The sequence below is a fragment of the Kitasatospora sp. NBC_01287 genome, assembly GCF_026340565.1.
Lineage (GTDB): Bacteria > Actinomycetota > Actinomycetes > Streptomycetales > Streptomycetaceae > Kitasatospora.
The window spans coordinates 7,412,277-7,438,573 of the sequence record NZ_JAPEPB010000001.1 but is presented as its reverse complement, the minus strand read 5'-3'; the positions used below and the strand labels follow the sequence as shown (position 1 = coordinate 7,438,573).

General features: G+C 72.1%; 24 protein-coding genes and 2 pseudogenes. 3 read left to right on the top strand and 23 right to left on the bottom strand.

Going from position 1 to position 26,297, the window contains the following annotated elements; translation table 11 throughout:
* Positions 1-157: 157 nt before the first annotated feature.
* From OG455_RS32455 to arc, 19 genes and pseudogenes are all read right to left on the bottom strand, one after another.
* Positions 158-1,627 carry an FAD-dependent oxidoreductase gene (locus OG455_RS32455; protein WP_266301039.1) on the bottom strand — a complete coding sequence of 490 codons (1,470 nt, stop codon included), beginning with the start codon at positions 1,625-1,627 and terminating at the stop codon, positions 158-160.
* 73 nt (positions 1,628-1,700) lie between these two features.
* Positions 1,701-2,015 (bottom strand): (2Fe-2S)-binding protein, encoded by a 315-nt coding sequence (locus OG455_RS32450; protein WP_266299855.1) that lies wholly within the window; start codon positions 2,013-2,015, stop codon positions 1,701-1,703.
* A 152-nt stretch (positions 2,016-2,167) separates the two neighbouring features.
* Positions 2,168-3,319 carry an FAD-binding oxidoreductase gene (locus OG455_RS32445; RefSeq protein WP_266299854.1) on the bottom strand — a complete coding sequence of 384 codons (1,152 nt, stop codon included), beginning with the start codon at positions 3,317-3,319 and terminating at the stop codon, positions 2,168-2,170.
* Positions 3,320-3,531: 212 nt separating this feature from the next.
* A complete protein-coding gene (gene tatC / locus OG455_RS32440; protein WP_266299853.1) occupies positions 3,532-4,491 on the bottom strand; it encodes a twin-arginine translocase subunit TatC in 960 nt (319 codons plus the stop codon).
* A 67-nt stretch (positions 4,492-4,558) separates the two neighbouring features.
* Positions 4,559-4,831 (bottom strand): twin-arginine translocase TatA/TatE family subunit, encoded by a 273-nt coding sequence (locus OG455_RS32435; RefSeq protein ID WP_266299852.1) that lies wholly within the window; start codon positions 4,829-4,831, stop codon positions 4,559-4,561.
* A 271-nt stretch (positions 4,832-5,102) separates the two neighbouring features.
* Complete coding sequence (locus tag OG455_RS32430; RefSeq protein WP_266299851.1) at positions 5,103-5,282, bottom strand: hypothetical protein; 180 nt, start codon at positions 5,280-5,282, stop codon at positions 5,103-5,105.
* Positions 5,279-5,524, bottom strand: a complete 246-nt coding sequence (locus tag OG455_RS32425) for a hypothetical protein (protein WP_266299850.1) — start codon at positions 5,522-5,524, stop codon at positions 5,279-5,281. The genes OG455_RS32430 and OG455_RS32425 overlap by 4 nt, the downstream gene beginning before the upstream one ends.
* Positions 5,521-6,474: a YafY family protein gene (locus OG455_RS32420; protein WP_266299849.1), complete on the bottom strand. Its 954-nt coding sequence runs from the start codon at positions 6,472-6,474 to the stop codon at positions 5,521-5,523. The genes OG455_RS32425 and OG455_RS32420 overlap by 4 nt, the downstream gene beginning before the upstream one ends.
* Entirely contained in the window at positions 6,471-7,502 is a 1,032-nt protein-coding gene (locus OG455_RS32415; RefSeq protein ID WP_266299848.1) for a YafY family protein, read from the bottom strand. The genes OG455_RS32420 and OG455_RS32415 overlap by 4 nt, the downstream gene beginning before the upstream one ends.
* Before the next feature lie 223 nt (positions 7,503-7,725).
* Positions 7,726-8,100, bottom strand: coding sequence for an FKBP-type peptidyl-prolyl cis-trans isomerase (locus OG455_RS32410; RefSeq protein ID WP_266299847.1), 375 nt, complete (start codon positions 8,098-8,100; stop codon positions 7,726-7,728).
* A 174-nt stretch (positions 8,101-8,274) separates the two neighbouring features.
* Positions 8,275-9,603: an FKBP-type peptidyl-prolyl cis-trans isomerase gene (locus OG455_RS32405; RefSeq protein ID WP_266299846.1), complete on the bottom strand. Its 1,329-nt coding sequence runs from the start codon at positions 9,601-9,603 to the stop codon at positions 8,275-8,277.
* A gap of 152 nt (positions 9,604-9,755) precedes the next feature.
* Positions 9,756-10,736, bottom strand: a complete 981-nt coding sequence (locus OG455_RS32400) for an FKBP-type peptidyl-prolyl cis-trans isomerase (RefSeq protein ID WP_266299845.1) — start codon at positions 10,734-10,736, stop codon at positions 9,756-9,758.
* Positions 10,737-10,952: 216 nt separating this feature from the next.
* The gene (gene pafA, locus OG455_RS32395) at positions 10,953-12,314 is read right to left on the bottom strand and encodes a Pup--protein ligase (RefSeq protein WP_266299844.1); all 1,362 of its coding nucleotides are present in this window, start codon (positions 12,312-12,314) and stop codon (positions 10,953-10,955) included.
* A gap of 143 nt (positions 12,315-12,457) precedes the next feature.
* Entirely contained in the window at positions 12,458-13,354 is an 897-nt protein-coding gene (gene prcA / locus OG455_RS32390; RefSeq protein ID WP_266299843.1) for a proteasome subunit alpha, read from the bottom strand.
* Positions 13,355-13,426: 72 nt separating this feature from the next.
* Positions 13,427-14,269, bottom strand: a complete 843-nt coding sequence (gene prcB, locus OG455_RS32385) for a proteasome subunit beta (protein WP_266299842.1) — start codon at positions 14,267-14,269, stop codon at positions 13,427-13,429.
* Positions 14,224-14,589 (bottom strand): annotated as a pseudogene (locus tag OG455_RS32380) (endonuclease domain-containing protein); the annotation flags it as partial. The gene prcB and the pseudogene OG455_RS32380, both read right to left, overlap by 46 nt.
* A 74-nt stretch (positions 14,590-14,663) precedes the next feature.
* Entirely contained in the window at positions 14,664-14,882 is a 219-nt protein-coding gene (locus OG455_RS32375; protein WP_266299841.1) for a ubiquitin-like protein Pup, read from the bottom strand.
* Positions 14,883-15,060: 178 nt separating this feature from the next.
* Positions 15,061-16,572, bottom strand: coding sequence for a depupylase/deamidase Dop (dop, locus tag OG455_RS32370; protein WP_266299840.1), 1,512 nt, complete (start codon positions 16,570-16,572; stop codon positions 15,061-15,063).
* A 120-nt stretch (positions 16,573-16,692) separates the two neighbouring features.
* Positions 16,693-18,459, bottom strand: a complete 1,767-nt coding sequence (gene arc, locus OG455_RS32365) for a proteasome ATPase (protein WP_266299839.1) — start codon at positions 18,457-18,459, stop codon at positions 16,693-16,695.
* Between the two features lie 220 nt (positions 18,460-18,679).
* Between arc and OG455_RS32360 the strand changes: the two genes are divergently transcribed.
* Entirely contained in the window at positions 18,680-18,982 is a 303-nt protein-coding gene (locus OG455_RS32360; protein ID WP_266299838.1) for a ferredoxin, read from the top strand.
* Positions 18,983-19,201: 219 nt separating this feature from the next.
* On the opposite strand, the gene OG455_RS32355 is transcribed toward OG455_RS32360, so the two are convergent.
* The 3 genes from OG455_RS32355 to OG455_RS32345 all read right to left on the bottom strand — a co-directional run bounded on the left by OG455_RS32355 (position 19,202) and on the right by OG455_RS32345 (position 22,346).
* A complete protein-coding gene (locus tag OG455_RS32355; protein ID WP_266299837.1) occupies positions 19,202-19,873 on the bottom strand; it encodes a hypothetical protein in 672 nt (223 codons plus the stop codon).
* A gap of 206 nt (positions 19,874-20,079) precedes the next feature.
* Positions 20,080-21,036, bottom strand: a complete 957-nt coding sequence (locus OG455_RS32350) for a tRNA (adenine-N1)-methyltransferase (RefSeq protein WP_266299836.1) — start codon at positions 21,034-21,036, stop codon at positions 20,080-20,082.
* Between the two features lie 92 nt (positions 21,037-21,128).
* Positions 21,129-22,346: a site-2 protease family protein gene (locus OG455_RS32345; protein WP_266299835.1), complete on the bottom strand. Its 1,218-nt coding sequence runs from the start codon at positions 22,344-22,346 to the stop codon at positions 21,129-21,131.
* A gap of 182 nt (positions 22,347-22,528) precedes the next feature.
* Between OG455_RS32345 and OG455_RS32340 the strand changes: the two genes are divergently transcribed.
* Entirely contained in the window at positions 22,529-23,575 is a 1,047-nt protein-coding gene (locus tag OG455_RS32340) for a RecB family exonuclease (RefSeq protein WP_266299834.1), read from the top strand.
* Complete coding sequence (locus tag OG455_RS32335; RefSeq protein ID WP_266299833.1) at positions 23,575-24,246, top strand: response regulator transcription factor; 672 nt, start codon at positions 23,575-23,577, stop codon at positions 24,244-24,246. Before OG455_RS32340 ends, OG455_RS32335 begins: the two co-directional genes overlap by 1 nt.
* Positions 24,247-24,392: 146 nt before the next feature.
* On the opposite strand, the pseudogene OG455_RS32330 reads toward OG455_RS32335, so the two are convergent.
* A pseudogene (locus OG455_RS32330) lies at positions 24,393-25,814 on the bottom strand (ABC transporter substrate-binding protein).
* Positions 25,815-26,297: the final 483 nt, after the last annotated feature.

Genomic DNA, 26,297 nt, shown 5'->3' with positions numbered 1-26,297 from the left:
AGTCGACTGAACGGCGCAAGAGGGCGCACCGCATGACTGACGATCGCTCAGCTCACCGGTGCGGACGCCGGCACTGCCAAGCCGGGCGTTGCGCTGCCCGGACGAGCAGGGCAACGCCGGACGTCCCATCGCCGGACGTCCCATCGCCGGACGGCCCTCAGCGCGGGTCGTCCTCGCCCTGCCCCTCGCTCTGGCCCGCACCCACGACGTGGACGTCAACGTCGACATCAGCGCCCGCGTCCGCGTCCGCGTCAGTACTCGGCGGCAGCTGCGCCAGCTCGCCCAGCGGCACCGGACAGGAGAGCGGGCGGCGGTCCGGAGCCGGCTCGACCGCCCCGGCACGCCCGGCAGGCCCGGCGCCCTTGGCCAGGCAGGCCACCGCCGGACCGCACATCCGCCCCTGGCACCAGCCCATCCCGGCCCTGGTGAGCAGCTTGACGGTGCGTGCGTCGGTGGCGCCCAGTTCCTCGACGGCCTCGGTGATCCGCGCCAGCGGCACCTCCTCGCAGCGGCAGACCTCGGTGTCCGGGCGCAGCCAGCCGGGCCAGCCGGGACCGGGTCGGTGGGCGCCGGCCATCAGCTCGGCGAATCCACGCAGCCTCCGGCGCCGGGCCAGCAGCGCGGCGGGCGGGGCGGCACCGGCGATCGCCAGCGCCGCGAGTTCCCCCTCCGCCAGCGCCAACTCCGCGCCCCCGACGCCGCAGGTCTCACCGGCCGCCCAGAGCCCGGGCACGGTGGTGCGCTGGCGGGCGTCGACCCGCAGCGCCAGGGTGCCGTCCGGAACGGTCCGGGTCGCGGCGCCCAGCTCGGTCGCCAGTTCCAGTTGCGGCACCAGGCCATGGCCGACGGCGAGCGCGTCGCAGTCGATCCGCCGCTCGGTGCCGGGCAGCGGCCGCCACTCGCGGTCCAACCGGGCCACCGTCACGGCCGTCACCCGGTCCTCGCCGTGCGCCTCGACGACGGCGCTGGAGCGGCGCAGCCGCACCGCGTGCCGGGCCAGCGCGACACCGTGCACCGCGCCCTCACCGAGCTTGCCGGGCACCGCCGCGAGCACGCCGGGGCGGCGGGCGTAGCCGAGGTAGTCCCCGGCCTCGACGACGGCCGGTACCCGGGCCCCGGCGGCGGTCAACGAGGCGGCCGCGGCCAGCAGCAGCGGACCGCTGCCCGCCACCACGATCCGGCGCCCGGGCAGCACCAGGCCCGCCTTGAGCATCGCCTGCGCACCGCCCGCGGTCACCACGCCCGGCAGGGTCCAGCCGGGGAACGGCAGCTGGCGCTCGTAGGCGCCGGTGGCGAGCAGCACGGCGCTCGCCCGCAGCCGGGTGGCGCGGTCGGCACTGGTCGCGTGCAGGTGCCAGGGCCGGCCGGCCTCCAGCAGGAAGACATGGTGGTCGGAGCGCAGCTCGATCCGGCCGGCCGCGCGGTGCTCGGCCAAGCGGTCCGCGAGCTCGGTGAAGGTGGACCAGTGGTGGTGCAGCCGGTCGGGGCGGGCGGCGCGCAGCGCGGGGTCCGGATGGCGGTAGTACTGACCACCGGGACGGGCGCCCGCGTCCAGCAGCACGCAGCGCAGGCCCCGGTCGGCGGCGGCCACCGCGCCGGCCAGCCCGGCGGGGCCGGCGCCGACCACGGCGAGGTCGTAGGGCCGGTCGGCACCGCCACTCCGGTCGTGGCCACCGCGCCGCTCGGCGCCGAAGGACTGCTCAGCAGGCGAGGTCGGCACGGCCGTGGCCCTCCTGGGTGGTGACGACGGTGCCGGGTGCGGCCGGCAGCAGGCAGGTGCGCCGGTTGGGCTGCCCGTCGACGGTGGCCAGGCAGTCGAAGCAGGCGCCGATCCCGCAGAACGCCCCGCGCGGCCGACCCGTCACCCGGGTGGTGCGCCAGGCCAGGATGCCCTGCGCCCAGAGCGCGGCGGCGATGCTCTGCCCGGGCAGCGCCGGGATCGGGCGGCCGTCGAACTCGATGCTGTGGGCCGGTCCGGGGTCGGCCGCGGCCAGGGAGGACGGAGTACGGCGCATGGGTGGGGTCCATTCTGCGCGGGGGACGGGGACAGGGCGGGGCGGGGCGGGGCGGGCGGACGGGCGGCAGGCGGCAGGCGGCAGGCCCTCACGTCCCGAAGCGCTCAGGTCTCGAAACGCTCAGGTCTCGAAACGCTCAGGTCTCGAAGCGCTCAGGTCTCGAAGCGCTCAGGCCGGAACGGTTCGAGGTCGAGCGGCAGCGCCGTGCCGGTCAGCTGTCCGGCGATCAGCATCCCGGTCGCCGGGGCCAGCCCGATGCCAGCACCCTCGTGGCCGCAGGCCTGGTAGAGCCCGGGCACCCGCGGGTCGGCGCCGATCGCGGGCAGGTGGTCCGGCAGGTAGGGGCGGAAGCCGCGGTAGGCCCGCAGCACCTGGACCCCCGCCAGCACCGGGAAGAGCGCCGCCGCCTGTGCCGCCAGCCGGCGCAGCGCCTCGGTGGAGACGGCGCGCTCGAAGCCGACCCGCTCCCGGGTCGCGCCGATCAGCACCGGCCCGGCGGGCGTGCCCTCCACCACGCCCGAACTCTGCAGCGCGGCCGAGCCGCTGGCCACGTCCGCCACGTAGTCGGCGGCGTAGACCTTGTGCCGCACCAGGCGCGGCAGCGGCTCGGTGACCAGCACGAAGCCGCGTCGGGGCAGCACCGGCAGGTGCGTGCCGGCCAGCTCGGCGATCTCCCCGCCCCAGGTGCCGGCCGCGTTGACCACGGCGCCGGCCGCGATGGTGCGCCGGGTGGTGCGCAGGCCGCGCACCGCGCCGTCAGCGCCGGTGAGCACAGCGGTGACCCGTTCGCCGAGGTGGAGCTCGGCACCGGCTCGGCGGGCGGCACGCAGCAGGTGGGCCGCGGCCAGCGCCGGCTGCACCTGGGAGTCCTGGGGGTAGTGGAAGCCGCCCGCCAGCCCGGGCGCCAGGTGCGGCTCGTACTGGGCGAGCTGGTCGGCGGCCACCTCGTGGGCGATCACCCCGGCCGCCGTCTGCTCGGCGGCGAAGGCCCGCAGCGCCTGCTGCCCGGCCGGCTCGGCGGCCACCACCAGGCCGCCCTTGGCCTCGTACTCGATCGCCGTGGGCAGCTCCGCGGCCAGCTCGTGCCAGAGCCGCGCGGAGAGCCGGGCGAGTTCGAGCTCGGGTCCGGGCGCCTTGTCGGAGAGCAGCAGGTTGCCCTCCCCCGCGCCGGTGGTGCCGCCGGCCACCGGGCCGCGGTCGACCACGGCGACGGTCAGCCCGGCTCGGGCCGCGTAGTACGCGCAGGCGGCGCCGACGACGCCGGCACCGATCACCACGACGTCGTGGGAAGGGTTCGTGAGCACGTCAGTAATATGTCACATTGCCGAGGCGGTGCCAAGCAACTCACGGCGGTCCCTACCCAGCCCCCCGACGCACCGGTGCCCCGGTCCACGTGCGCGGACCGGGGCACCGGCATGATCGGGACGGCCCACCTGATCGGGACGGTCCACCTGATCGGGGCGACCTGGTCGACCTGGACGCCCGAGGCGACCCGGCCGACCGAGCCACCCGGGCATCAGGTGATGTCGTCGTCCACCTGGTCCGCCTGCTCACCCCGGGCGGCGGGGACCGAGGCGAGCGGGGTGGGCGAGGCCACCGCCGGGGCCGAGGCGGCCACCGACTCGGCCCCGTCGACCGCGGTCACCGAGAGGTCCAGGTGCGAGGCCTCCTCGTCCGACAGGTCTGCGTCGGGGTTGCGACGGCGCCTGCGGCGGTCGTTGAGCAGCGCGAAGCCGACCGCCATGAAGTACAGGACCCAGATCGGTGAGGCCAGCGCCAGCATGCTGACCGGGTCGGCGCTCGGCGTGGCGACCGCCGCGAAGACGGTGATCGCCATCACCATGCCGCGCCACCAGCCGCGCATCCGCTTGCCGGTGAGCACCCCGCCGATGTTCAGCATCACCAGCAGCAGCGGGAACTCGAAGGCCAGGCCGAAGACCAGCAGCATCCGGGTGGCGATGTTCAGGTAGTTGTCCACCGGCAGCATCTGCTGCGCCCCTATCGGGGTGAAGGAGCCCAGCACCTCCAGGGTGGTCGGCAGCAGCAGGAAGGCGCAGGTGACGCCGCCCAGGAAGAGCGGCGTGCCCAGGCCGAGGAAGGCCAGCGAGTAGCGCCGCTCGTGCTTGTGCAGGCCCGGCGAGATGAACGCCCACGCCTGGTAGAGCCAGATCGGGACGGAGGCCACCAGGCCGGCCAGCAGGCAGACCTTCAGGGTCAGGTTGAACGGCTGGGTGACACCGATCACCACCACCTGGGCGCAGTGCTTCACCCCCGGCGGGGCCTGGCCGCCGGGCAGGCAGGCCGGCAGCGGCTTCATCAGGAAGTGCAGCAGCTGGTCCTTGAAGAACGCCGCCGCGATCATGCACAGCACGATCGCCAGCACCGACTTGACCAGTCGGTTCCGCAGTTCGCGCAGGTGATCGCCGAGGGACATCCGTCCGTCGTCGTTCTTGGGCGCCTTGGAAGACTTGCTCAACCCCGGTCCTTGAAGTCGTGCGTCGTGACCCGCCGGGCGGCGGCCACGGAGTGGACCGGCCGGACGCTCAGCGCGTGCGGCCGGTCCGCTGCTCGGCGGACGGCCGCGCGGCGGGGGCCCCACCGGGTGCGGCCTTGATGGTCAGACCGGAGTCGCTCACCGCGGGCGGCTCGACCGGCTCCTTCGCCTCCTTGGCGAACTCGTCCCGCAGTGCCGTGGTCTCGCTCTTCAGGATCCGCAGCGAGCGTCCCACCGCACGGGCCAGGTCGGGCAGGCGCTTGCCGCCGAAGAAGACCGCCGCCATCACGATGATGATCAGGAACGCCAGGATCCTGCCCATGGACGACTACCTTCTGACTCGGCGCGGCGCCCTGGATCCACGCGGGACCCCGGCCGCGGATGGACGGGACGCTCTGCGGCCCGCCGGATGCACTTGGGCCACCGGGAGAGCCTAACCCGCGCGCCGGAACCTCAGGAGACCCCCGGGTACACGGGCGGGTGAAGATTGGGCTCCTCGGGGAGATACGTCCGATGGCTGTCGGCCACCACCCCCCGCCACCACCCCCCGCCACCGCTTCGGCCCTCACCCGGCCCCCACCCCGGCTCCGGCCTCAGCCCCGCACGCTCTCGCCCAGCTCCTCGGCGGCCCCGGCCAGCGCCCGCGCCGCCCCGTCCACCTGCGCGGCCAGCCCCCGGACGTCCAGCCAGAGCCGCAACCCCAGCACCCCGAGCACCACCAGACCGGCGGTGGCCAGCCCCACCGCCGCCATCAGCAGCCAGGTCGCGGTCATCCCTCCACCACCTGGAGCAGGCGGATGGTGGAGACGCCCGCGCCGGTCAGCGCCTCGACGATCTTCTCCCCGGCCGGCTTGCGCACCGCCGCCCCGCAAGCGGGGCAGGTGAAACTGTAGAAGGTGCGCTCCTTGGTGCGCCCGAGCGCCAGCCGGAACTCGGCGGCGGCCAGCTCCACCTTCTCCCGGCACTGCGAGCAGTAGACCTTGAATCTGGTGCCGCCCTGGGCGTCCGTGGTCACGGCTGCTCCGGGTAGCCGGCCAGGGCCGCCAGCGCCGCCGCCCTGGCCTGCTCGGCCAGCGGCGCGGGCGCCACGATCCGTCCGTCCCGGCCCAGCCGCAGCGCCAGGGTGCGCAGGCCCGAGGGGTCGGAGCTGCGCAGGGTGATCCGCAGGCCGCCGTCGGGCAGCTCCTCGGCCAGGTCGTGCGTGTAGTACTCGGCCACCCAGCGCCCGGCGGGGCCGACCTCGACCACCACCTCGGGATCGTCGGCGCCCGGGGTGACCAGGCCCTGGGAGAGGTCGCGCGGCTCCAGCCGGGGCGGATCGGCCGGCTCGTCCAGCACCTTGATCTCGGCCACCCGGTCCAACCGGAAGAGACGGCGGTCCTCCGAGGTGCGGCACCAGCCGTCCAGGTAGGTGTGGCCCTCGGTCAGCAGCCGGATCGGGTCCACCTCACGCTCGCTCATGCCGCCGCGCCCGTGCGAGTAGTAGCGCAGCCAGATCCGCCGGCCCTCGCTGAGCGCGCGGTCGATGTCGGCGAAGACCTGGCCCTCGGCCTCGAAGGTCACCCCGACCCGGGCGCTGCCCTCAGCACTCTCCCCCGCCGCGTTCTCGATCTTCACGACGGCCCGGGTGAGCGCCTGCCGGTCCCGCTCGCGCAGGCCGGGCAGTGAGGCCACCGCCCGGGCGGCCACCAGCAGCGCGGTGGCCTCGTCGGCGGCCAGCCGCAGCGGCTGGGCCACGTCGTCGACGTTGTGCCACCAGATCCGCTCGCCGTCGGTGTCGATGTCCAGCAGATCGCCACCGCGGAAGCTCGTGCCGCACATCGGCAGCACGTTCAGGTCGGCGATCAGCTCGCGCTCGGTGATCCCGAAGGCCCGCGCCACCTCGGCGACCTCGGCGCCGGGGCGCTCGCGCAGGTAGGTGACCAGCGAGAGCATCCGCCGGGTCTGGTCGATGGCGTTGCTCACCGGTGTTCTCCCTCAGCAGCGACTCGCTCAACGGCGACCCGGTCGGCGGCGGCACCGCGCGCGGGCAGGCCGGCCACCGCGCGCAGCCGGTCGATGACATCGGCCCGCAGTTCCTCGGGCGCCAGCACCACCAGGTCGGGTCCGTACTCGGCCAGATCGGCGCCGAGCCCGTGCCCGTAGGGGATCTCCAGCTCGTCCCACTCCTCGTCCAGCTGCCGCACGGTCTGCGCCTTGGTGCGCAGCGGGAAGCCCGCGCCGCGGCGCAACCGCACGGTGGCCGAGGCGGTGGCGCCCTCGCCGGCGAAGGTGGCCACGTAGGCGCGCACGTCCACGTGCTCGGGCACCGGGGCGGTGAAGGCGGCCGAACGGGAGCGGACCTTGCCGGTGATCCGACCCAGCCGGAAGACCCGGACGGCCGAGCGGTCGCGGTCCCAGCCGGCCAGGTACCAGTGGCCGCGCCAGCACTCCAGCGCCCAGGGCTCCACCGAGCGCGGCTCACTGACCGCGGCGCCGGCCTTGCGGTAGTCGAAGGCGACCGGGCGGCGGTCCCGGGCGGCGAGCAGCAGCGGCTCGAAGGCGGCCTCGCGGACCGGGATGTAGGGCTCCAGGGCGGTGCGGCCCTCGGCGGCGTCCTCGGTGAACGGCACGCCGGCCGCGCGCAGCTTCTGCAGCGCGCCGCTCGCCGCGCCGGAGAGCCGGGCCTGCTGCCAGACCTTGGCGGCCAGGCTCAGCGCGGCCGCCTCCTCGGCGTCCAGCGCGATCTCGGGCAGCCGGTTGCGGTCCCGGCGGGCCAGGTAGCCAGCCTCGCCGTCCAGCGTGTTCTCGTCGACGTCGATCACCAGGCCGAGTTCGCGCAGGTCGTCCTTGTCCCGCTCGAACATCCGGTTGAAGGCGTCCTCGCTGCCGGACTGCCAGGCCTCGCGATAGGCCTCGACCGACTCGCGCAACTCCCGCTTGGAGAGCGGCCGTCGGGTGTTCATCAGGCACAGGGCGAGGTTCATCAGCCGCTCTGCCTTGGCGATCGCCATCGCTGACCCTTCTGTGATCCGCAGTCCGCCGCGCCGGGCGCGGGGCGCCGGGTCGACGTCTGGGACCTGGCGACCCGACCGTACCGGGTGCGGGACCTGCGGCGAAACCCGAGATCGAAAAGCCCCCGCCGCAGACGGACGGCGCCGGTCACGCGCCCGCCAGGAGCGGGGTGCGCGTGACCGGCGCCGACGGGGTGTCAGACTCCGCGGAGCTGACGGAACATCAGACGCCGAGCAGGTCGACCACGAAGATCAGGGTCGAGCCCGCGGGGATCGCCGGGGTCGGCGACTGGTTGCCGTAGGCCTTGTGGGCCGGGATGGTCAGCTTGCGGCGGCCACCGACCTTCATGCCGACGACACCCTCGTCCCAGCCCTTGATGACGCGGCCGGCGCCGAGCGGGAACTTGAAGGCCGAACCGCGGTTCCAGCTCGCGTCGAACTCCTCGCCGGTCTCGAAGGTGACACCCACGTAGTGCACCTCGACGACCGCGCCGGGCTTGGCCTCGGCGCCGGTGCCGACCTCAAGGTCCTCGATGACCAGCTCGGCCGGAGCCTCGCCACCGGGGAAGTCGATCTCGGGCTTCGTCTTGTCGCTCATCAACTGCCTCTTCTCATCGGCCGCCTGGGGGCGGCCCCACATCAGTCCACACAGCACGGCGGCGGATCCGCCGCACGAGGGCTCCACCGGGAACCACCGTACGGGCATCCGCCGCCCGTGCAGTTCAGGCCCGGCCGCGGGTCGCCCCGCCGGCCGGAAGCCACCATCCTGCCATCACTGGCCGCCGCCGGAGCCCTGACCCGCGTCGAGGATGTCGATCACGAAGACCAGCGAGGCGTTGGCCGGGATTCCGCTGCCGTCCGGCGGGGAGGCCCCGTAGGCCTGCGCCGCCGGGATCACCAGCTCGATCCGGCTGCCGACGTTCTGGCCGACCACGCCCTTGTCCCAGCCCGGGATCACCTGGCCGCCGCCGGTGACGAAGCTGAAGGCCTGGCCCTTCTCGACCGAGGAGTCGAACTTCTTGCCGTCCTTCAGGGTCACCCCGGTGTACTGGACGACGACCTGCTCGCCGCTCTCCACCTTCGGGCCCTTGCCCTGGATCAGCACCGCGGTCTTCAGGTCGGTCGGGTCGGTGACGCCCGCCGGCGGGGTGATCGTGTCGGCGGTCTTGCCACCGTTGATCTTCACCTGCGGGAAGTCGGCCGGCGGGGCGGTCATGTCACCGCTCACCCGGGCGTCCGGCGCGTTCACCCGGTTGATGTCGATCACCAGCACCAGGTCGTCCTTGGGGCCCAGGCCCAGGGAGGTGTTGCCCTGGTCGCCGAAGGCGGCGGCCGGCGGGGCCACCACCAGCACCCGGCTGCCCGCCTTCTGGCCCACCAGGGTGCTGTCCAGCGCCGGGATCACCTGACCGGTGCCCGGCTGCAGGATCAGCGACTTGCCCTGGTCGTAGGAGCCCTGGATGTCCTTGCCGGTCTGCCAGTCCTTGAGGGTGAAGTCGACCGAGACGTAGTCACCCTTGTTGATCTTCGGGCCGTCTCCCTCGGTCAGCGACTTGGCGACGAAAGTGCCGTCCGGGGACTGCTGCGGCAGCGTGATGGTCGCCTTCTTGCCGAAGTCGCCGGCGACGGTGGGCAGCACCTTGGCGTCGGTCTTGAGCGGCGGCACCGGCGGTGCGCTGGGGCTCGGCGCGGCGCTCGGCGTCGCGGTGGCCGCGTCCGAGGCCTTGGCGGCCTTGTCGTCGTGCTGGTTCACGACGTAGAGGCCGACGCCGCTGCCGACCAGCAGCACGGCCAGCACCACGCCGAGCACCACGCCCAGCCTGCCGCCGCCGGAGACGTTCTCGTAGTCGGCCTCGGAGGTCTGCTGCTTGCGCACCGTGGAGGCGAAGACCTGCGGCTCGTCGGTGGACTGGCCGGCGCCCGGGGTCGGCACGCTCTCCCCCGGCTTGGCCCAGCCCGCCTGCTGCTTGAGAATCGACGGCGGGATCACGATCGATTCGCCGTCGCCCGTCAGCGGGCCCGCGGGCCTGGGCCCCGACGGGCCGGTGACCGCGCCGCCATCGGTGTCGGCCTCGCTCGGGCCCGACGGATTCTCAGCCATTTCTCCCCATCCTCGCCATCAGATCGCTCGCCGCTGTGCGAATCGGCAGCAGTATGTCAGCTTGCCATGAGGGCGGGCACTCATCGGGTGTCCATGACACACCGAGAGCACCCGCCCGCGTGACGCGTCCCGCGCCGACCCTACGGCCGTGGTCAGACAGCTTCCAGGATGTCGATGACGAAGACCAGGGTGGAGTTGGCCGGAATTCCGCTCTGCGCGGTCGAGCCGTAGCCCAGCGAGGGCGGGATCACCAGCATCACCCGGCTGCCCACCGGCTGCCCGACCAGCCCCTGGTCCCAGCCCGCGATCACGCTGCCGGTACCCACCTGCAGCGCCTGCGCGCCGCCGTGGCTCCACGAGGAGTCGAACTGCTGCCCGTTGCTGTAGAGCACGCCGGTGTACTGCACCAGCAGGGTCTGGCCGGACTGCACCGGCTTGCCGTCCCCCTTGATCAGCACCGTGGTCTGCAGCGAGGTGGGGGCGGGCTGGCCGGGCGGGATGGTGATCGTCGGCGCGGCCTTGCCGTTGTCCTTGACCTGCGGCTGGTTCGCCGGCGGCTCGGTCACCGTGCCGGTCACCACCGAGTCCTGCGGGACCGCCTGAACGATGTCCAGCGCGAACACCACGGTCTCGTTCTTGCCCACCCCGAGCTGCGAGTTCCCGGTGCTGCCGAAGGCCGTCGAGGGCGGGGCCACCACCAGTACCCGGCTGCCCACCTTCTTGCCCACCACGCTCTGGTCGAAGGCCGGCACCAACTGCCCGATCCCGGCCTGGAAGAGCTGCGGCTTGGCGCCCTGGTCGTAGGAGCTGGGCAGGTCCTTGCCGGTGGTCCAGTCCTTCGCGGTGTAGTTGACCGTCACCCAGTCGTTCTTGTTGACCGTCGGGCCCTCGCCCTCGCTCACCGTGCTGATCACGAACTGGCCGTTGGGCTCCCCGCTCAGCGTGATGGTGGCCCGCTTGCCGAAGTCCCCGCTGACCGTCGGCATCGGCGAGGCCGACCCGACCGGGGCCGGCACGCTCGGCGTGGCGCTGGTGGGCGCCGCCGACGGGCTGGTCTTCGCGGGGGTACCGCTGCTGCACGCGGCGAGCACCAGCATCGGCAGGAGTACGAGCAGCCCGGCTCTGCGGCGCACGGCGGTCCTCACTGTCAGTCACATTTACGGATCAGTAAACGCGATCAGCGTAGAACCAGCGAGCCCCGCCTCCCAGGGAGGCGGGGCCGCGACGCGTGGATTAACCGCATTCTCACCCGAACCGGGCGGCTCACCCGGCCGGAGCTGCGCCCGGAGAGCGGTCGGGCGCCGGACGGACGCCGGACGGACGCCTCTCGGACGCCGGTCAGGCACCCATCACATGCCGGCGATGAGCTTCTCCACCCGCTCGTCCACCGAGCGGAACGGGTCCTTGCAGAGCACCGTGCGCTGCGCCTGGTCGTTCAGCTTCAAGTGCACCCAGTCCACCGTGAAGTCCCGCCGCTGCTCCTGCGCCTTGCGGATGAAGTCCCCGCGCAGCCGGGCCCGGGTGGTCTGCGGCGGCACCGACTTGGCCTCGAAGACCTTCAGGTCGGTGGTCACCCGCTTCGCCTGCCCCTTGTTCTGCAGCAGGTAGAAGAGGCCCCGGCGACGGTGGATGTCGTGGTACGCGAGGTCGATCTGGGCGACCCGCGGGTTGGACATGCTCATCTGGTGCTTCTCCCGGTACCGCTCGATCAGCTGGTACTTCATGATCCAGTCGATCTCGGAGCCGACCTTGGCCAGGTCCTCGGTGCGCACGGCCTCCAGGGTGCGGCCCCACAGTTCGAGCACCCGGCCCACGGTGCCGGTGTTCAGCCCCTTGCGGTCGGCGAACTCCAGCGCCTTCGTGTAGTACTCCTCCTGGATCTCCAGCGCGCTCGCCTCGCGCCCGTTGGCCAGCCGCACCTGGTGCCGGCCGGTCAGGTCGTGGCTGACCTCGCGGATCGCCCGGATCGGGTTCTCCAGCGTCAGGTCGCGCATCACCACGCCGGCCTCGATCAGGCGAAGCACCAGGTCGGTGGCGCCCACCTTGAGCAGGGTGGTGGTCTCCGACATGTTGGAGTCGCCGACGATCACGTGCAGCCGCCGGTAGCGCTCGGCGTCCGCGTGCGGCTCGTCGCGGGTGTTGATGATCGGCCGCGAGCGGGTGGTCGCCGAGCTGACGCCCTCCCAGATGTGCTCGGCCCGCTGGCTGACGCAGAACACCGCGCCGCGCGGCGTCTGCAGCACCTTGCCCGCCCCGCAGATCAGCTGACGGGTCACCAGGAACGGGATCAGCACGTCCGCCAGCCGGGAGAACTCCCCGTGCCGGGCCACCAGGTAGTTCTCGTGGCAGCCGTAGGAGTTGCCGGCCGAATCCGTGTTGTTCTTGAACAGGTAGACGTCCCCGGCGATGCCCTCCTCGTGCAGACGCCGTTCGGCGTCCACCAGCAGGCCCTCCAGGATGCGTTCGCCCGCCTTGTCGTGCGTCACCAGTTCGGTGACGTCATCACACTCCGGAGTGGCGTATTCCGGGTGCGAACCGACATCGAGGTACAGGCGTGCGCCATTGCGCAGGAACACATTGCTGCTGCGCCCCCAGGAAACTACGCGGCGGAAGAGGTACCTGGCCACCTCGTCCGGAGACAGACGCCGTTGTCCCCGGAACGTACACGTGACGCCGTACTCGTTCTCCAGCCCGAAAATTCGGCGGTCCATGCCTGGACTTTACGCTTTTACCGGGCATCTGAAACCGTTTCGGCGACGCCAATCGGATCACGATCCGTGCCGGCGCGATCACAGCCGAGCAGGCCGGTGGGGTGCGGCGGGTGACCCGCCGCACCCCACCGGGTGACCCGCCGTCAGGCCTCGGTGCCGGGCGTGCCGGACTCCTCGGCATCAGGCGTGCCGGACTCCTCCACGCCGGGCGTGCCGGTCTCCTCCACGCCGGGCGTGCCGGACTCCTCCGCGCCGGGCGCGCCGGGCTTCCCCGCGCCGCTGAGGGACTTCCCGGCGCCGCCTGCGGCCTCCTCGGCCTCGTCCGCGTCCGCGTCCGCCTCGCCGCTCAGCAGCCGGCTCAGCCGGCCGCTGAGGACGCGCTTGAACTTGCGCTGCTGCGGGCGCCCGCGGTCCAGGACCGCGACCTCCAGCTGCTCGGGGGTGAGGGTGCGCGGGGTACCGCCGTTGGGGTCGCGGGCGAGCGACTCCACGGCCACCTTGAGCGCCTCGGCCAGCGTCATCCCGACCCGGTGGCGCTGACCGAGGTAGTTCCCGATCGAGTCCGCGTTGCCGCCGACCACGACCGAGTTCTGCTCGTCCACCACCGAACCGTCGGGGGTGAGCCGGTAGATCTGGTCGTCCTCGGGACCGCGGCCGACCTCGGCGACGATGAGCTCCACCTCGTAGGGCTTCTCGCCGACCGAGGAGAAGATGGTGCCCAGCGTCTGGGCGTAGACGTTGGCCAGCCCACGGGCCGTCACATCGGCCCGGTCGTAGGAGTAGCCGCGCAGGTCGGCGTAGCGCACCCCGCCGATCCGCAGGTTCTCGAACTCGTTGTAGCGGCCGACCGCGGCGAAGGCGATCCTGTCGTAGATCTCGGACACCTTGTGCAGCGCCCGGGAGGTGTTCTCGGCGACGAAGACGATGCCGTCGGCGTAGGTGAGCACGACCACGCTGCGGCCGCGCGCGATGCCCTTGCGGGCGTACTCCGCGCGGTCCGCCATGGCCTGCTGCGGCGAGACGTAGAACGGTGTGGACACCGGCTGGTCACCCCCTTCTGGGATGGGCCCCTGCTGCCCGTTGGCAGGCCAGGGGGGAGGGCGGCGGAGTTGTCAGAGGAGCGGGGCCTGGGGACCGTCGGGCTGGCTGCGGCGGTGGTCGGTGATCGAGATCGCGATCGCCGACACCTCCTCCTCGGAGAGCCGGCGGAAGCCGTCCTCGGTGATCAGCGAGACGATCGGGAAGATCTTGCGGGCCAGGTCGGGTCCGCCGGTCGCGGAGTCGTCGTCGGCGGCGTCGTAGAGCGCCTGGACCACCAGGGTGGCCGCCTGATCGGCGGTCAGGTCGGCGCGGTAGAGCTTCTTGAGCGAGCCGCGGGCGAAGACCGAGCCGGAGCCGGTCGACGCGAACCCGCGCTCCTCGGAGCGGCCGCCGGTGACGTCGTAGGTGAAGATCCGCCCGCGCCCGAGCTCCAGGTCGTAGCCGGCGAACATCGGCACCACGGCCAGCCCCTGCATCGCCATGCCGAGGTTGCCCCGGATCATGGTGGTCAGCCGGTTGGCCTTGCCCTCCAGCGAGAGCACGGTGCCCTCGATCTTCTCGTAGTGCTCCAGCTCCAGCTGGAACAGCCGCACCATCTCGACCGCGAGCCCCGCGGTGCCGGCGATGCCGACCGCGCTGTACTCGTCGGCCGGGAAGACCTTCTCGATGTCGCGCTGGGCGATCACGTTGCCCATGGTGGCGCGCCGGTCACCGGCGATCACCACACCGCCGTCGAAGACCGCCGACACGATGGTCGTCCCGTGCGGGGCCTCGATCGTCAGCCCCTCGGGCAGGGCGCGCCGACCGGGGATGAGTTCGGGCGAGTGCTCCGCCAGGAACTCCATGAAGGAGGAATGTCCGGGGGTGAGGAAGGCAGCCGGCAGACGCCCGGTGCCACGAGTGTTGGCTTCCACACGATTCCTTCCAGGTGGTCGGCAGCCCGCCGGAGCGCGTCGGGCCGGTCCCGCTTGTGCCCCGGCGCCGTATTGCCCGCGGAGCAGAGGATGCCACGGACCCTACCCGTTTCGTGGTCGTGATCCACATGCTCGGCCGTTTTGTCCCGGCGGCTTTCACGCCGCTCGCTGAGCGCGCTCCGCGGGGCGGTCGCGAGCCTGCCGCGACCTGGTGGAAACAGCCCCCGCGAGCACAGCGGCGCGCGGCCGCGGGACTCTCCCCTTCGCCCGCCGCCGCGCGCCGTGCTACTTCGAGCGCGAACTGAACGCAGTCGATCCATTGCCGGTGCCGACTGCGGCACGTCCGCTGTCACATTCGGTGTCACATTTCGGTGTCACATTCGGACAGCCGGGACTACTGGCCGCCCTTTTGGACGAAGCCCCGCACGAAATCCTCGGCGTTGGACTCCAAGACCTCGTCGATTTCGTCCAGGACGGAATCCACGTCCTCGCCCAGCTTCTCCTGGCGCTCCTTGAGCTCCTCGGACTGCTGCGCCTCCTCGACCTGCTCCTCGACCTCTTCCGAGGAGCGGTTCGCCCGCTGCTGGCCGCCGCCGGTGTCCTTGGTCGCCATGTCCCTCACCCCGCTCGCATTCGTCTGGCACGGTTGGTCGGTCCGGGCTGTCAGCTCAGACCCTATACACCGGGTGGCGCTGGGCGCTGCCCGTTCATCGCTGGTACTTGATGGAACGCCGGAACCTCACCCGGATGATTCCCACCGGGGCCGGTTTTCACCCCCGGCAACGGATCACTCACCCACCGCTGAGGACCCGGACGAGCTCCTCGGCGGTGCGGCAGCGGTCCAGCAGTTCCTTGACGTGGTCGCGGGTGCCGCGCAGCGGCTCCAGGGTGGGGACCCGCTGCAGCGAGTCCCGGCCGGGCAGGTCGAAGATGACCGAGTCCCAGGAGGCCGCCGCGACGTGTTCGGCGTACTGCTCCAGGCAGCGGCCGCGGAAGTAGGCGCGGGTGTCGTCCGGGGGCTGGTGCACGGCGCGCAGCACGTCCTCCTCGGTCACCAGGCGCTCGAAGCGGCCACGGGCGACCAGGCGGTTGTAGAGGCCCTTCTCGGCGCGCACGTCGCTGTACTGGAGGTCGACCAGGTGCAGCCGGGGGTTGTCCCAGTCCAGTCCGTCGCGCTGGCGGTAGCCCTCCAGCAGCTCGCGCTTGGCGATCCAGTCGAGCTGCTTGGACAGGCTCATCGGGTCGCGCTCCAGCTTGCCGAGCACGTCCTCCCAGCGGGCCAGCACGTCCTTGGTCTGCTCGTCGGCGTCATGGCCGTAGCGGTCCTCGACGTACTTGCGGGCCAGCTCGTAGTACTCCATCTGGAGTTGCACGGCGGTGAGCTTGCGGCCGTTGCGCAGGGTGATCAGGTACTGCAGGGCGGGGTCGTGGGAGACCCGGTGCAGGGTGCGCACCGGCTGGTCGACGGCGAGGTCGACGGCGATGAAGCCGTCCTCGATCATGGACAGCACCAGCGAGGTGGTGCCGAGCTTGAGGTAGGTGGAGATCTCCGAGAGGTTGGCGTCGCCGATGATCACGTGCAGCCGGCGGTACTTCTCGGCGTCCGCGTGCGGCTCGTCGCGGGTGTTGATGATCGGGCGCTTGAGGGTGGTCTCCAGGCCCACCTCCACCTCGAAGTAGTCGGCCCGCTGGCTGATCTGGAAGCCGTGCGCGGAGCCGTCCTGGCCGATGCCGACCCGGCCGGCGCCGGTGACCACCTGACGGGAGACGAAGAAGGGGGTGAGGTGGCGCACGATGTCCGCGAACGGGGTGGCCCGCTGCATCAGGTAGTTCTCGTGCGTGCCGTAGGAGGCGCCCTTGTTGTCGGTGTTGTTCTTGTAGAGGTGGATGTTCTGCCCGTTGGGCAGCTCCAGGGCGCGGGCGGCCGCCTCGGCCATCACCCGCTCGCCGGCCTTGTCCCAGAGCACCGCGTCGCGCGGGTTGGTCACCTCGGGCGAGCTGTACTCGGGGTGGGCGTGGTCGACGTAGAAGCGGGCCCCGTTGGTGAGGATGATGTTGGCCAGGCCGATGTCCTCGTCGGTGAGCTGGCTGGAGTCGGCCACCTCCCGGGCGAGGTCGAAGCCCCTCGCGTCCCGTAGCGGGTTCTCCTCCTCGAAGTCCCAGCGGGCGCGCCGCGCCCGGTGCATCGCCGCCGCGTAGGCGTTGACGATCTGGGACGAGGTGAGCATGGCGTTGGCGTTGGGGTGCCCGGGTACGGAGATCCCGTACTCGGTCTCGATGCCCATCACGCGCCTTACGGTCATGCGGCCCTCCTTGCCCGTCGCCCCGCCCCGTGCGGGCGGGGCACCCGACGTCCCTGCTGTGCCACCGCGGCTGACGGACCATCAGGTCCGTCAGCCGCGTCAATCGAGCGTAGAGCGCTGTTACAGGTACTGCCCGGTGTTGGCGACGGTGTCGATGGAGCGGCCGGACTCGGCGCCCTGCTTGCCGGTGACCAGGGTGCGGATGAAGACGATCCGCTCGCCCTTCTTGCCCGAGATCCGGGCCCAGTCGTCCGGGTTGGTGGTGTTGGGCAGGTCCTCGTTCTCCTTGAACTCGTCCACGCAGGCGGCGAGCAGGTGGGAGACGCGCAGGCCGCGCTGGCCGTGGTCGAGGAAGTCCTTGATCGCCATCTTCTTGGCCCGGTCCACGATGTTCTGGATCATGGCACCGGAGTTGAAGTCCTTGAAGTACAGGACCTCCTTGTCACCGTTGGCGTAGGTGACCTCCAGGAAGCGGTTCTCCTCGGTCTCGGTGTACATCCGCTCGACCACCGCCTGGATCATGGCGACCACGGTGGTGTCCACCGAGCCGTCGTGCTCCTTGAGGTCGTCGGGGTGGAAGGGGAGCGAGCTCTTCAGGTACTTGGAGAAGATGTCCTTGGCCGCCTCGGCGTCCGGACGCTCGATCTTGATCTTGACGTCGAGCCGGCCCGGGCGCAGGATCGCCGGGTCGATCATGTCCTCGCGGTTGGAGGCGCCGATCACGATGACGTTCTCCAGGCCCTCCACGCCGTCGATCTCGGCGAGCAGCTGGGGGACGATGGTGTTCTCCACGTCCGAGCTGACGCCGGAACCGCGGGTGCGGAAGAGCGACTCCATCTCGTCGAAGAAGACGATGACGGGCGTGCCCTCGCTCGCCTTCTCCCGGGCCCGCTGGAAGACCAGGCGGATCTGCCGCTCGGTCTCACCGACGTACTTGTTGAGCAGTTCGGGGCCCTTGATGTTGAGGAAGTAGCTCTTGCCCTGCGGGCGGCCGGTGACCTCCGCCACCTTCTTGGCCAGCGAGTTGGCCACCGCCTTGGCGATCAGCGTCTTGCCGCAGCCGGGCGGGCCGTAGAGCAGCACGCCCTTGGGCGGGCGCAGCTCGTACTCCTTGAAGAGGTCGGCGTGCAGGTACGGCAGCTCGACCGCGTCGCGGATCTGCTCGATCTGGTTGCTCAGGCCGCCGATCTGGCGGTAGTCGATGTCCGGGACCTCTTCGAGGACCAGCTCCTCGACCTCGGACTTGGGCACCACCTCGTACACGTAGCCGGAGCGCGGCTCCAGCAGCAGTGCGTCGCCGGGGCGCAGCGTGACCTCGCGCAGCGGCTCGGCCAGCCGCACCACCCGCTCCTCGTCGGTGTGCCCGACGACGAGCGCGCGTTCGCCGTCCTCCAGCACCTCCTTGAGGGTGACCAGGTCGCCGATCGACTCGAAGGCGAAGGCGTCCACGATGTTGAGAGCCTCGTTGAGCAGGACCTCCTGACCGCGGCGCAGCTCCTCCAGGTCGATGGTGGGGCTCACGTTCACGCGCAGCTTGCGGCCGCCGGTGAAGATGTCGGCGGTGCCGTCCTCGTTCTGACTGAGGAAGATGCCGAATCCGGCGGGGGGCTGGGCCAGCCGGTCCACTTCCTCCTTGAGGGCCACGATCTGGTCGCGGGCCTCGCGCAGGGTGGAAGCGAGCCGCTCGTTCTGAGCGCTCACTCCGGCCAGGTTGGTCTGGAGCTCGACGATCCGGTCCTCGAGAACTCTCGACGAGCGCGGGGAGTCGGCCAGCTTGCGACGCAGCACGGCGATCTCCTGCTCCAGGTACGAGACCTGTGCGGCCTCGTCGGAACCACGGGCGGGCTTGCCGGCACTGCGGTTGTAGTCGTCTTCGTGGGCTGCCACGGTCCTCACCTCCTCCGGGGAGCGGGATGCTTCCAGACCCTACCTGTACCAGGGGTCGTGTAAACCCCTAGATCAAGAAAGACGGAAGGGGTGTGTCCGATCTTCACCCGTGTGTGCTTCCCCTCGGCAAGGAGATACCCACCGCACACGCTCGGAAAGCGGCGGGAGGTAGGGTCGAGCGAGTCAATACCCGATCGTGACCGTTTCTGGGCAGGAGCCGATGTCAGTGACCAGTGAGGCGGGCGGCGCCGAGCCGCTCGAGGTGTGGATCGATCAGGACCTGTGCACCGGGGACGGGATCTGCGTCCAGTACGCGCCGGAGGTCTTCGAGCTGGACATCGACGGTCTGGCCTATGTGAAGGGCGAGGGCGACGAGTTGCTCCAGCAGCCGGGCGCGACCACGCCGGTGCCGCTGACCCTGCTTCAGGACGTGGTCGACTCGGCGAAGGACTGCCCGGGCGACTGCATCCACGTGCGCCGCACGGCCGACCGGGTCGAGGTCTACGGGCCGGACGCGGACTGAGCCGCGCCGCCCGCACCCTGGTGCCCCGTCAGCTCGGGCGCCGCCGCCCCCGGCCCTGACCCGCGGTCAGGTCACCGGGGGCTCAGGTCATCGAGGGGTGCCGGGCCCGGGTCGTCGAGGGCTCAGACCGCCGGGGGCACAGGCTGCCGGGGGCTCAGGTCGTCGAGGGCACAGGCTGCCGGGAGCTCAGGTCGTCGAGGGCCCCGGGTCGCCGGGAGCTCAGGTCGTCGAGGTCGGGGCGCTGTGCTCGGTGCGGCGGTAGTCCTCGCCCGCTCCGGGCGTCCTGGTCCAGTCGAGCTGGACGTTGAGGTCGGGGCAGCAGCGCGGCACGTCGACGGTGGAGTAGCCCTGGGCGGTGGCCGTGATGGTGCCGTCGGAGCGCAGCGCGAGGCGGGTCACGGTGAAGCCCTCCTGCCAGCGCAGCAGGGTGGCGCGGAGCGCCGGGTGGCCGTCCTGCCCCGGGCCGAGGACGAAGAGGCCGTCGGGGGCGGTGCCGCTGCCGGCCTGGCAGTGCGCCGCGACCACGGTGGCCGGGGTGCCGTCGCCCAGGTCGGCGGCGAAGCTGACCGAGACGGTGGTGGGCATCGGCCCGCAGTCCAGCGGCAGCTGCGCCTGGGCCGGGTCGGGGGCCTGGGCGGCGGGCAGCGCGTGCGGGGTGCCGGCGCCGGTCGGTGCCGTGGCCGGCGCGGCGGCCGGGTGCGGCGCGACGCCCGGGGCGGCGGCCAGGGTGCCGGCCACCAGCGCGGCGCAGGCGGCGGCCACCGCGCCCCATCGCCAGGGGCCCGAGCGGGCGGCCGCCGCAGGGGCCGCGGCGGGCCCGGGCGGCGGGACGGGCGTGGCCGCCGGGGCCGTGCGCGTCGGTTCGAGTGCCGCGTCCGCTGCGTCCGCCAAGAGGTCCCCTCCACCGGCCGGGGTGTACGTGTACGCGCAGCATCGTCGCACATGGGCGGCGTGCGGCGGCCACCGGGGCGGTACCGGGAAAAGCCGAACGCGCCGGGAACGCACCGGGGCGGCGCCCCCTGAAGGAGCGCCGCCCCGGTGGCGGTCGGTGCGTGGGTCGGACCCGGTCAGTCCTGGTCAGTCCTGGTCAGTCCTGGTCAGTCCTGGTCGATGACCGGGGTGGCCTCCTTGGCGGCGGCCCTGGCGGCGGCGCGATCGGCCAGGCTCGGCTCGGCGGACCCGTTGTCGTACTCCTCGCCGTAGGCGCCCTTGGCGGGGCGGCGGCGGCGCAGCGGCGGCTCGACGCCGTCGGCCAGGCGGCGGGAGGTGAGCAGGAAGCCGGTGTGCCCGATCATCCGGTGGTCCGGGCGGACCGCGAGGCCCTCCACGTGCCAGGTGCGGACCATGCTCTCCCAGGACTGCGGCTCGGTGAAGTTGCCGTGCTCGCGCAGCGCCTCGACGGTGCGCGAGAGCTGGGTGGTGGTGGCCACGTAGCAGCAGAGCAGGCCGCCGGGGACGAGCGCCTTGGCGGCGACGTCCAGGCACTCCCAGGGCGCCAGCATGTCCAGGATGATCCGGTCGACCTCGTTCTCCACCAGGTTGTCCTGGAGGTCGCCGACGGTGAGCTTCCAGGCCGGGTGCGGTCCGCCGAAGTAGCGCTCGACGTTGCTGCGGGCGATGTCCGCGAAGTCCTGGCGGCGCTCGTAGGAGGCCAGCAGCCCGGTGTCGCCCACCGCGCGCAGCAGGTAGGTGCTGAGCGCGCCGGAGCCGACGCCGGCCTCGACCACGCGGGCGCCGGCGAAGATGTCGGCCATCGCCAGGATCTGCCCCGCGTCCTTGGGGTAGATCACGGCGGCGCCGCGGGGCATGGACAGGACGTAGTCGGGGAGCAGGGGGCGCAGCGCGAGATAGGGGACGTTCCCGGTGGTGCGAACGACGGTGCCCTCGGGGGCGCCGATCAGCTCGTCGTGCGGGAACGCGCCCTTGTGGGTGTGGAAGTTCTTCCCAGCCTCGAGCGTGAACGTGTAGTGACGGCCCTTGGGGTCGGTCAGCTGAACCTGGTCCCCGACCGTGAATGGCCCCCGCCTGCGGGTGGCTCCGGTCGGTTCGGACATGCGGACAATCCTATCCCGACCGGCACACCGCTCGACGCCGCCCGATGATCGGCGCCCGGTCAGCGCCCGGCCGGCGTCCGGTCAGCGCCCGGTCAGCGCCCGGTCAGCGCCGCGCTCAACCGCCGCTCGACGTCGGAGACCGCGAGCACGCCGAAGGGACGGCCGTCCGCTTCCAGCACCAGGTACTCGCTGGCGGGGGTGGTGCGCAGCGCGGTCAGCAGTTCCTCACCGTCCAGGTCGGCCGAGATCCGCAGCCCCGGCTCCAGCGAGCGGGCCAGCGCCCCGGCGGCCACCCAGGGGCGGCGGTGCTCGGGGACCTGGAGCACCGCGGCCTCCTTGACCAGCGCGATCGCCTCGCCGCTCCCGTCGATCACCACCACGGCGCCCGCCTGCGCCTCGCGGGCCCGGCGCAGCGCCTCGGCCAGCGGGGTGTCCGCGGTGACCGAGACGGCCCGGCGGGTCAGGCCCCGCACGGCGAGGCCGGGCAGTGCCGCCTTGAGCCGGGCGTTGCGCAGCGCGGCGCCCGCGCCGTTCCAGATCACCACGGCGAGCACCGCGGCCAGCACCGAGTCGAGCAGCGCCTCACTGCCGCTCCGGTGGGCGCCGGCCTGCGCCGAACTGAGCGCGGGCAGGCCGAAGAGCACCAGCAGCGCGAGCGCCCGCCCCGACCAGGCGGCGGCGATGGTGCCGGTCATCGGGCGCCCGGTCACGGCCCAGACCACCGCGCGCAGCATCCGGCCGCCGTCCAGCGGCAGGCCGGGCAGCAGGTTGAAGACGGCGACGATCAGGTTGGACACCATCAGCCCGGCCAGCAGCACGCCGGGCACGGTCGCCAGCTCGACCAGGTTGAGGAAGAGCCAGCAGATGCCGCCGAGCACCAGCGAGAGCAGCGGGCCGACGAAGGCCAGCCAGAACTCCCGGCCGGGGGTCTCGGCCTCCTTCTCGATCTCGGAGACGCCGCCGAAGAACTGCAGCTGGATCCGACGCACCCCGAGCCGGTAACGCAGCGCGACCAGGGTGTGGGCGAGCTCGTGGACCAGGACGGAGGCGTAGAAGGCGATGGCGAAGGAGAGCGCGACCAGGTAGCGGGTGAAGCCGAGCTGGGGCAGCACGTCGGCGAGCTGGTTGCCGAAGAGCCAGGTGATCAGCGCGGCGATGAGGAACCAGGACGGGCCCACGTAGATCGGCACGCCGAACGGACGGCCCATCAGGATGCCGCCGCCGGGCCGCTCCGGCTCCTTGCCGCGAGTGCCGCGGGTGCCGCGCTGCGGTGGCTGCTGGGAGGTCTGCTGCCCCGTGGTGTCGCTCACCGTGACCCCTTCAGGTCGTCGTCCCCGCCTCGGCCCCGTCCCAGGCGGGCGGGGGGCTGCCCACGCTACGTGATCTCGGACCCCGGCGGCGTGCGTGCCCCTCCTTGTCTACGTTCTACCCAAGTTGCGGGCTGTGAGTGGTCTGACAGTCGGATGACAGCCGGACCCCATAGGGTCTGGGTATGCAGCAGACCGAGACCGTCCGTGAGGCGGTGCCGCCGAGCGGGCTCTCGCCCTCGCGCGCCGGGGACTTCCTGACCTGCCCGCTGCTCTACCGGCTGCGGGTGATCGACAAGCTGCCCGAGCCGCCCAGCCCGGCGGCCACCCGCGGCACCCTGGTGCACGCGGTGCTGGAGCGGCTCTTCGACCACCCGGCTGCCGAGCGGACCCCGGAGCGGGCCCTGGCGCTGCTGCGCCCGCAGTGGGAGCGGCTGCTGGGCGAGCGCCCCGAGCTGGCGGAGCTGTTCCCGCAGGCACCGGCCGGCGCTGCCGGCAGTGCTGTCGGCGCCGGCAGTGCTGGCAGCGCTGGCAGTGCTGTCGGTGTTGTCGATCCCGGCAGTGCTGTCGGCGAAGCCGGTGAGCAGCTGGCCCGCTGGCTGGCGGACGCCGAGAAGCTGCTGGCCCAGTGGTTCCGGCTGGAGGACCCGACCCGGCTGGAGCCGGTGGAGCGCGAGCTGTACGTGGAGACCGTGCTCGACTCGGGCCTGAAGCTGCGCGGCTACATCGACCGGGTCGACGTGGCGCCCACCGGCGAGGTGCGGCTGGTGGACTACAAGACCGGGCGAGCGCCCTCGCGGGACTTCGAGGGCAAGGCGATGTTCCAGATGAAGTTCTACGCCCTGGTGGTGTGGCGCTGGAAGGGCGTGCTCCCCAAGCGGCTGCAGCTGGTCTACCTGGGCGGCGGCGGGGACGTGGTCAGCTACGACCCGGACGAGGCCGACCTGCGCGCGGTGGAGCGCAAGCTGCTGGCGCTCTGGGAGACGATCGGGCGCGCGGTGGCCAGCGGGGAGTTCCCGGCCACGCGCAACCGGCTCTGCGGCTGGTGCGATCATCAGGCGAGCTGCCCGGAGTTCGGCGGGACTCCCCCGCCCTATCCGCTGCCGGTCACCGTGCTGCCCCACCAGACGAGCGCCCCGCGGGACAGCGCGGCGCAGCAGAGCCCGCCGGATGGGACCGCGGGCCAAGAGACCCTGACGAGCACGACGAGCACGACGAGCAAGGAGTCCTAGTGGCGATCCGAGTGCTGCTGGTCGACGACCAGCCACTGCTGCGTACCGGCTTCCGGATGATTCTGGAGGCCGAGGCCGATCTGGTGGTGGTCGGCGAGGCCGGGGACGGTCAGCAGGCGCTGGAGCAGGTCCGGGCGCTGCAGCCCGATGTGGTGCTGATGGACATCCGGATGCCCCGGATGGACGGGGTGGAGGCGACCAGGCGGATCGTCGGCCCCGGGCGGGACGGCCCGGCGAAGGTCCTGGTGCTGACCACCTTCGACCTGGACGAGTACGTGGTGGAGGCGCTGCGGGCCGGGGCCAGCGGGTTCCTGCTCAAGGACGTGCCGGCCGAGGAGCTGGTGCAGGCGATCCGGGTGGTGGCCGACGGGGCCGCGATGCTGGCGCCCTCGATCACCCGCCGCCTGCTCGACATGTACGCCACCCGGCTGCCCTCCGGCGAGGAGGCGCCCTCACCGGCGCTGACCACGCTGACCGAGCGGGAGATGGAGGTGCTGCGCCTGGTGGCCAAGGGCCTGTCGAACGCGGAGATCGCGGCCGAGCTGTTCGTCAGCGAGACCACGGTGAAGACGCACGTGGGCCATGTGCTGACCAAGCTGGGCCTGCGCGACCGGGTGCAGGCCGCCGTCTTCGCCTACGAGAGCGGGCTGGTGCGGCCGGGGGCCCTGTAGGCAGCGCGGCGGCGCGGAACCGCCGCCCACCGCCACCGACCGACGACGGGCCGTGCGACCGGCGGAACTCCGCTGGTCGCACGGCCCGTCGGGTGCCGGCGGCGCGCCGGGCCGGCGCTGACGACAGGTCAGCTACTGACGACGGGTCAGCTGCGGCCGATGTCGGCGAACCGGAAGATCCCGGTGGAGTCCACGGTCGCCTCCATGCCGGTGATGTCCTCGTGCGCCACGTAGAGCGACTTGCTCTGGAACAGCGGCAGCATCGGGACCTCGGTGGCCAGCTGGTTCTGGATGGTGCCGAAGGTGCTGGCGGCCTGCGTGCGGTCGGCCTGGCGCTGGGTCTGCGGCAGCAGCTGCTGGCTGATCACCGGGTCGTCGAAGCCGTTGTGGAAGGTCCCGCCGTCGACCACCAGCGGCGCGACGAAGTCCTCGGGGTCCGGGTAGTCGGCACTCCAGCCGACGTTGTAGGCCTGGTAGCTGCCGTCCCCCCAGCCCTTCTTGTAGGTCGCCCAGTCGGCAACCTGCTTGACCGTCACGTCGAACAGCCCGCCGGCCGCCAGCTGGCTCTTGATCTCGTTGGCCTCGGCGACCGGGGCGCCGGCCCCGGTGAAGCTGAGGGTGAACTTGACCGGGGTGGGGATCTTGGCGGCGGCCAGGATGGCCTTGGCCTTGGTGACGTCGGGCTGGCCGTACTTGTCGAAGAAGGCGGTGTTGTGGCCGCCCATGCCCTGCGGGATCACCGAGTAGAGCGCCTGCACGGTCTCCGCGTAGACGTCGGTGGCGATCTTCTCGCGGTCGAGCATCTGGGCCACGGCCTGGCGCACGGCGACCTGGCCGGTGGTCTGGTCCTTGGTGTTGAAGACCATGAACCCGGCGTCCCCGCCGTCGGCCTCGGCGACCTTGTACGAGCCGGTGCCGGAGAGCTGGGCGGCCTGCAGCTGGGCGGCGACCTTCGGGTCCAGGCTGTTGTCGGTCAGGTCGACCGCGCCGCTGTCCAGGGCGCTCTTCAACTGGTCGGGCTGGGTGAAGAAGCGGACCACGAACTTGGAGTTGTTGAGCTTCTAGTCACCCTGGTACTTGCTGTTCGCCGACAGGGTGATCTTGCTGGGCGACTTGGAGCCGTCCGGGGCGGTGTTCTCGTCCACCGAGTCGATCTTGTAAGGACCGGAGCCGACCAGCTTGTCGTTGGACAGTTCCTTGTCGGCCGGGAAGACGGCGTGGTCCACGATCGAGCCGGCGCCGCTGGCCAGCTTGTCGGGCAGCACCGCGTCCGGCTCGCTCAGGTGGAAGAGCACGTTGCTGTCGTCCGGGGCCTCGACCGACTTGACCGTGCTGAAGAGCACCGACGGGCCGTTCGGGTCGTTGATCTTCTTCATCCGGTCCATCGAGAAGACCACGTCCTGCGCGGTCAGCGGGTGGCCGTTGGAGAAGGTCAGACCCTTGCGCAGCACGCAGTGGTAGGTCAGCCCGTCCGTGCTGAAGTCGCAGGACTGGGCGGCGTCCGGCTGCGGGGAGGTGGCACCGGCCGGGAAGCGGAACAGGCCCTGGAAGGTGTTGTCCAGGATCATCCAGGAGCCGACGTCGTAGGCGCCGGCCGGGTCGATCACGCTGGTGACGTTGATGGTCCCCATGGTGATCGCGGTGCTGCCGCCGCCGGCGATGGACTTGACCGAACCGCAGCCGGCCAGCGTGGTGGCGACCAGGGCCGCGCATCCGAGGACCGCCAGTCTCCCGGGCGCGCGTCGTATGGCTGAAGTCATGCGTTCCTTCTCCGTGCAGGCCGGCCGTGATGGTGCCGGAGGGCAGCCCGCAGGACGGCCCCGGATGAGGGAATCGCGCCGCACGCTCTGCCCGGGCGTGTCGGGATAGACCGGAGCAGCGTGCCACATCCTGGTCGGCGCGATGACCCGGCCGCGGGAACGATCGGCGAGGGGCCACCGCGGGCGCCGACGAGTTGTCAGCTGATGTCCGATTTACCCCCGACGCGGCCGCCGCGCGGGCCGGTCGGGCCACCCGGGAGAGTGACAAGGGTCACAGCACGGGACGCTTGG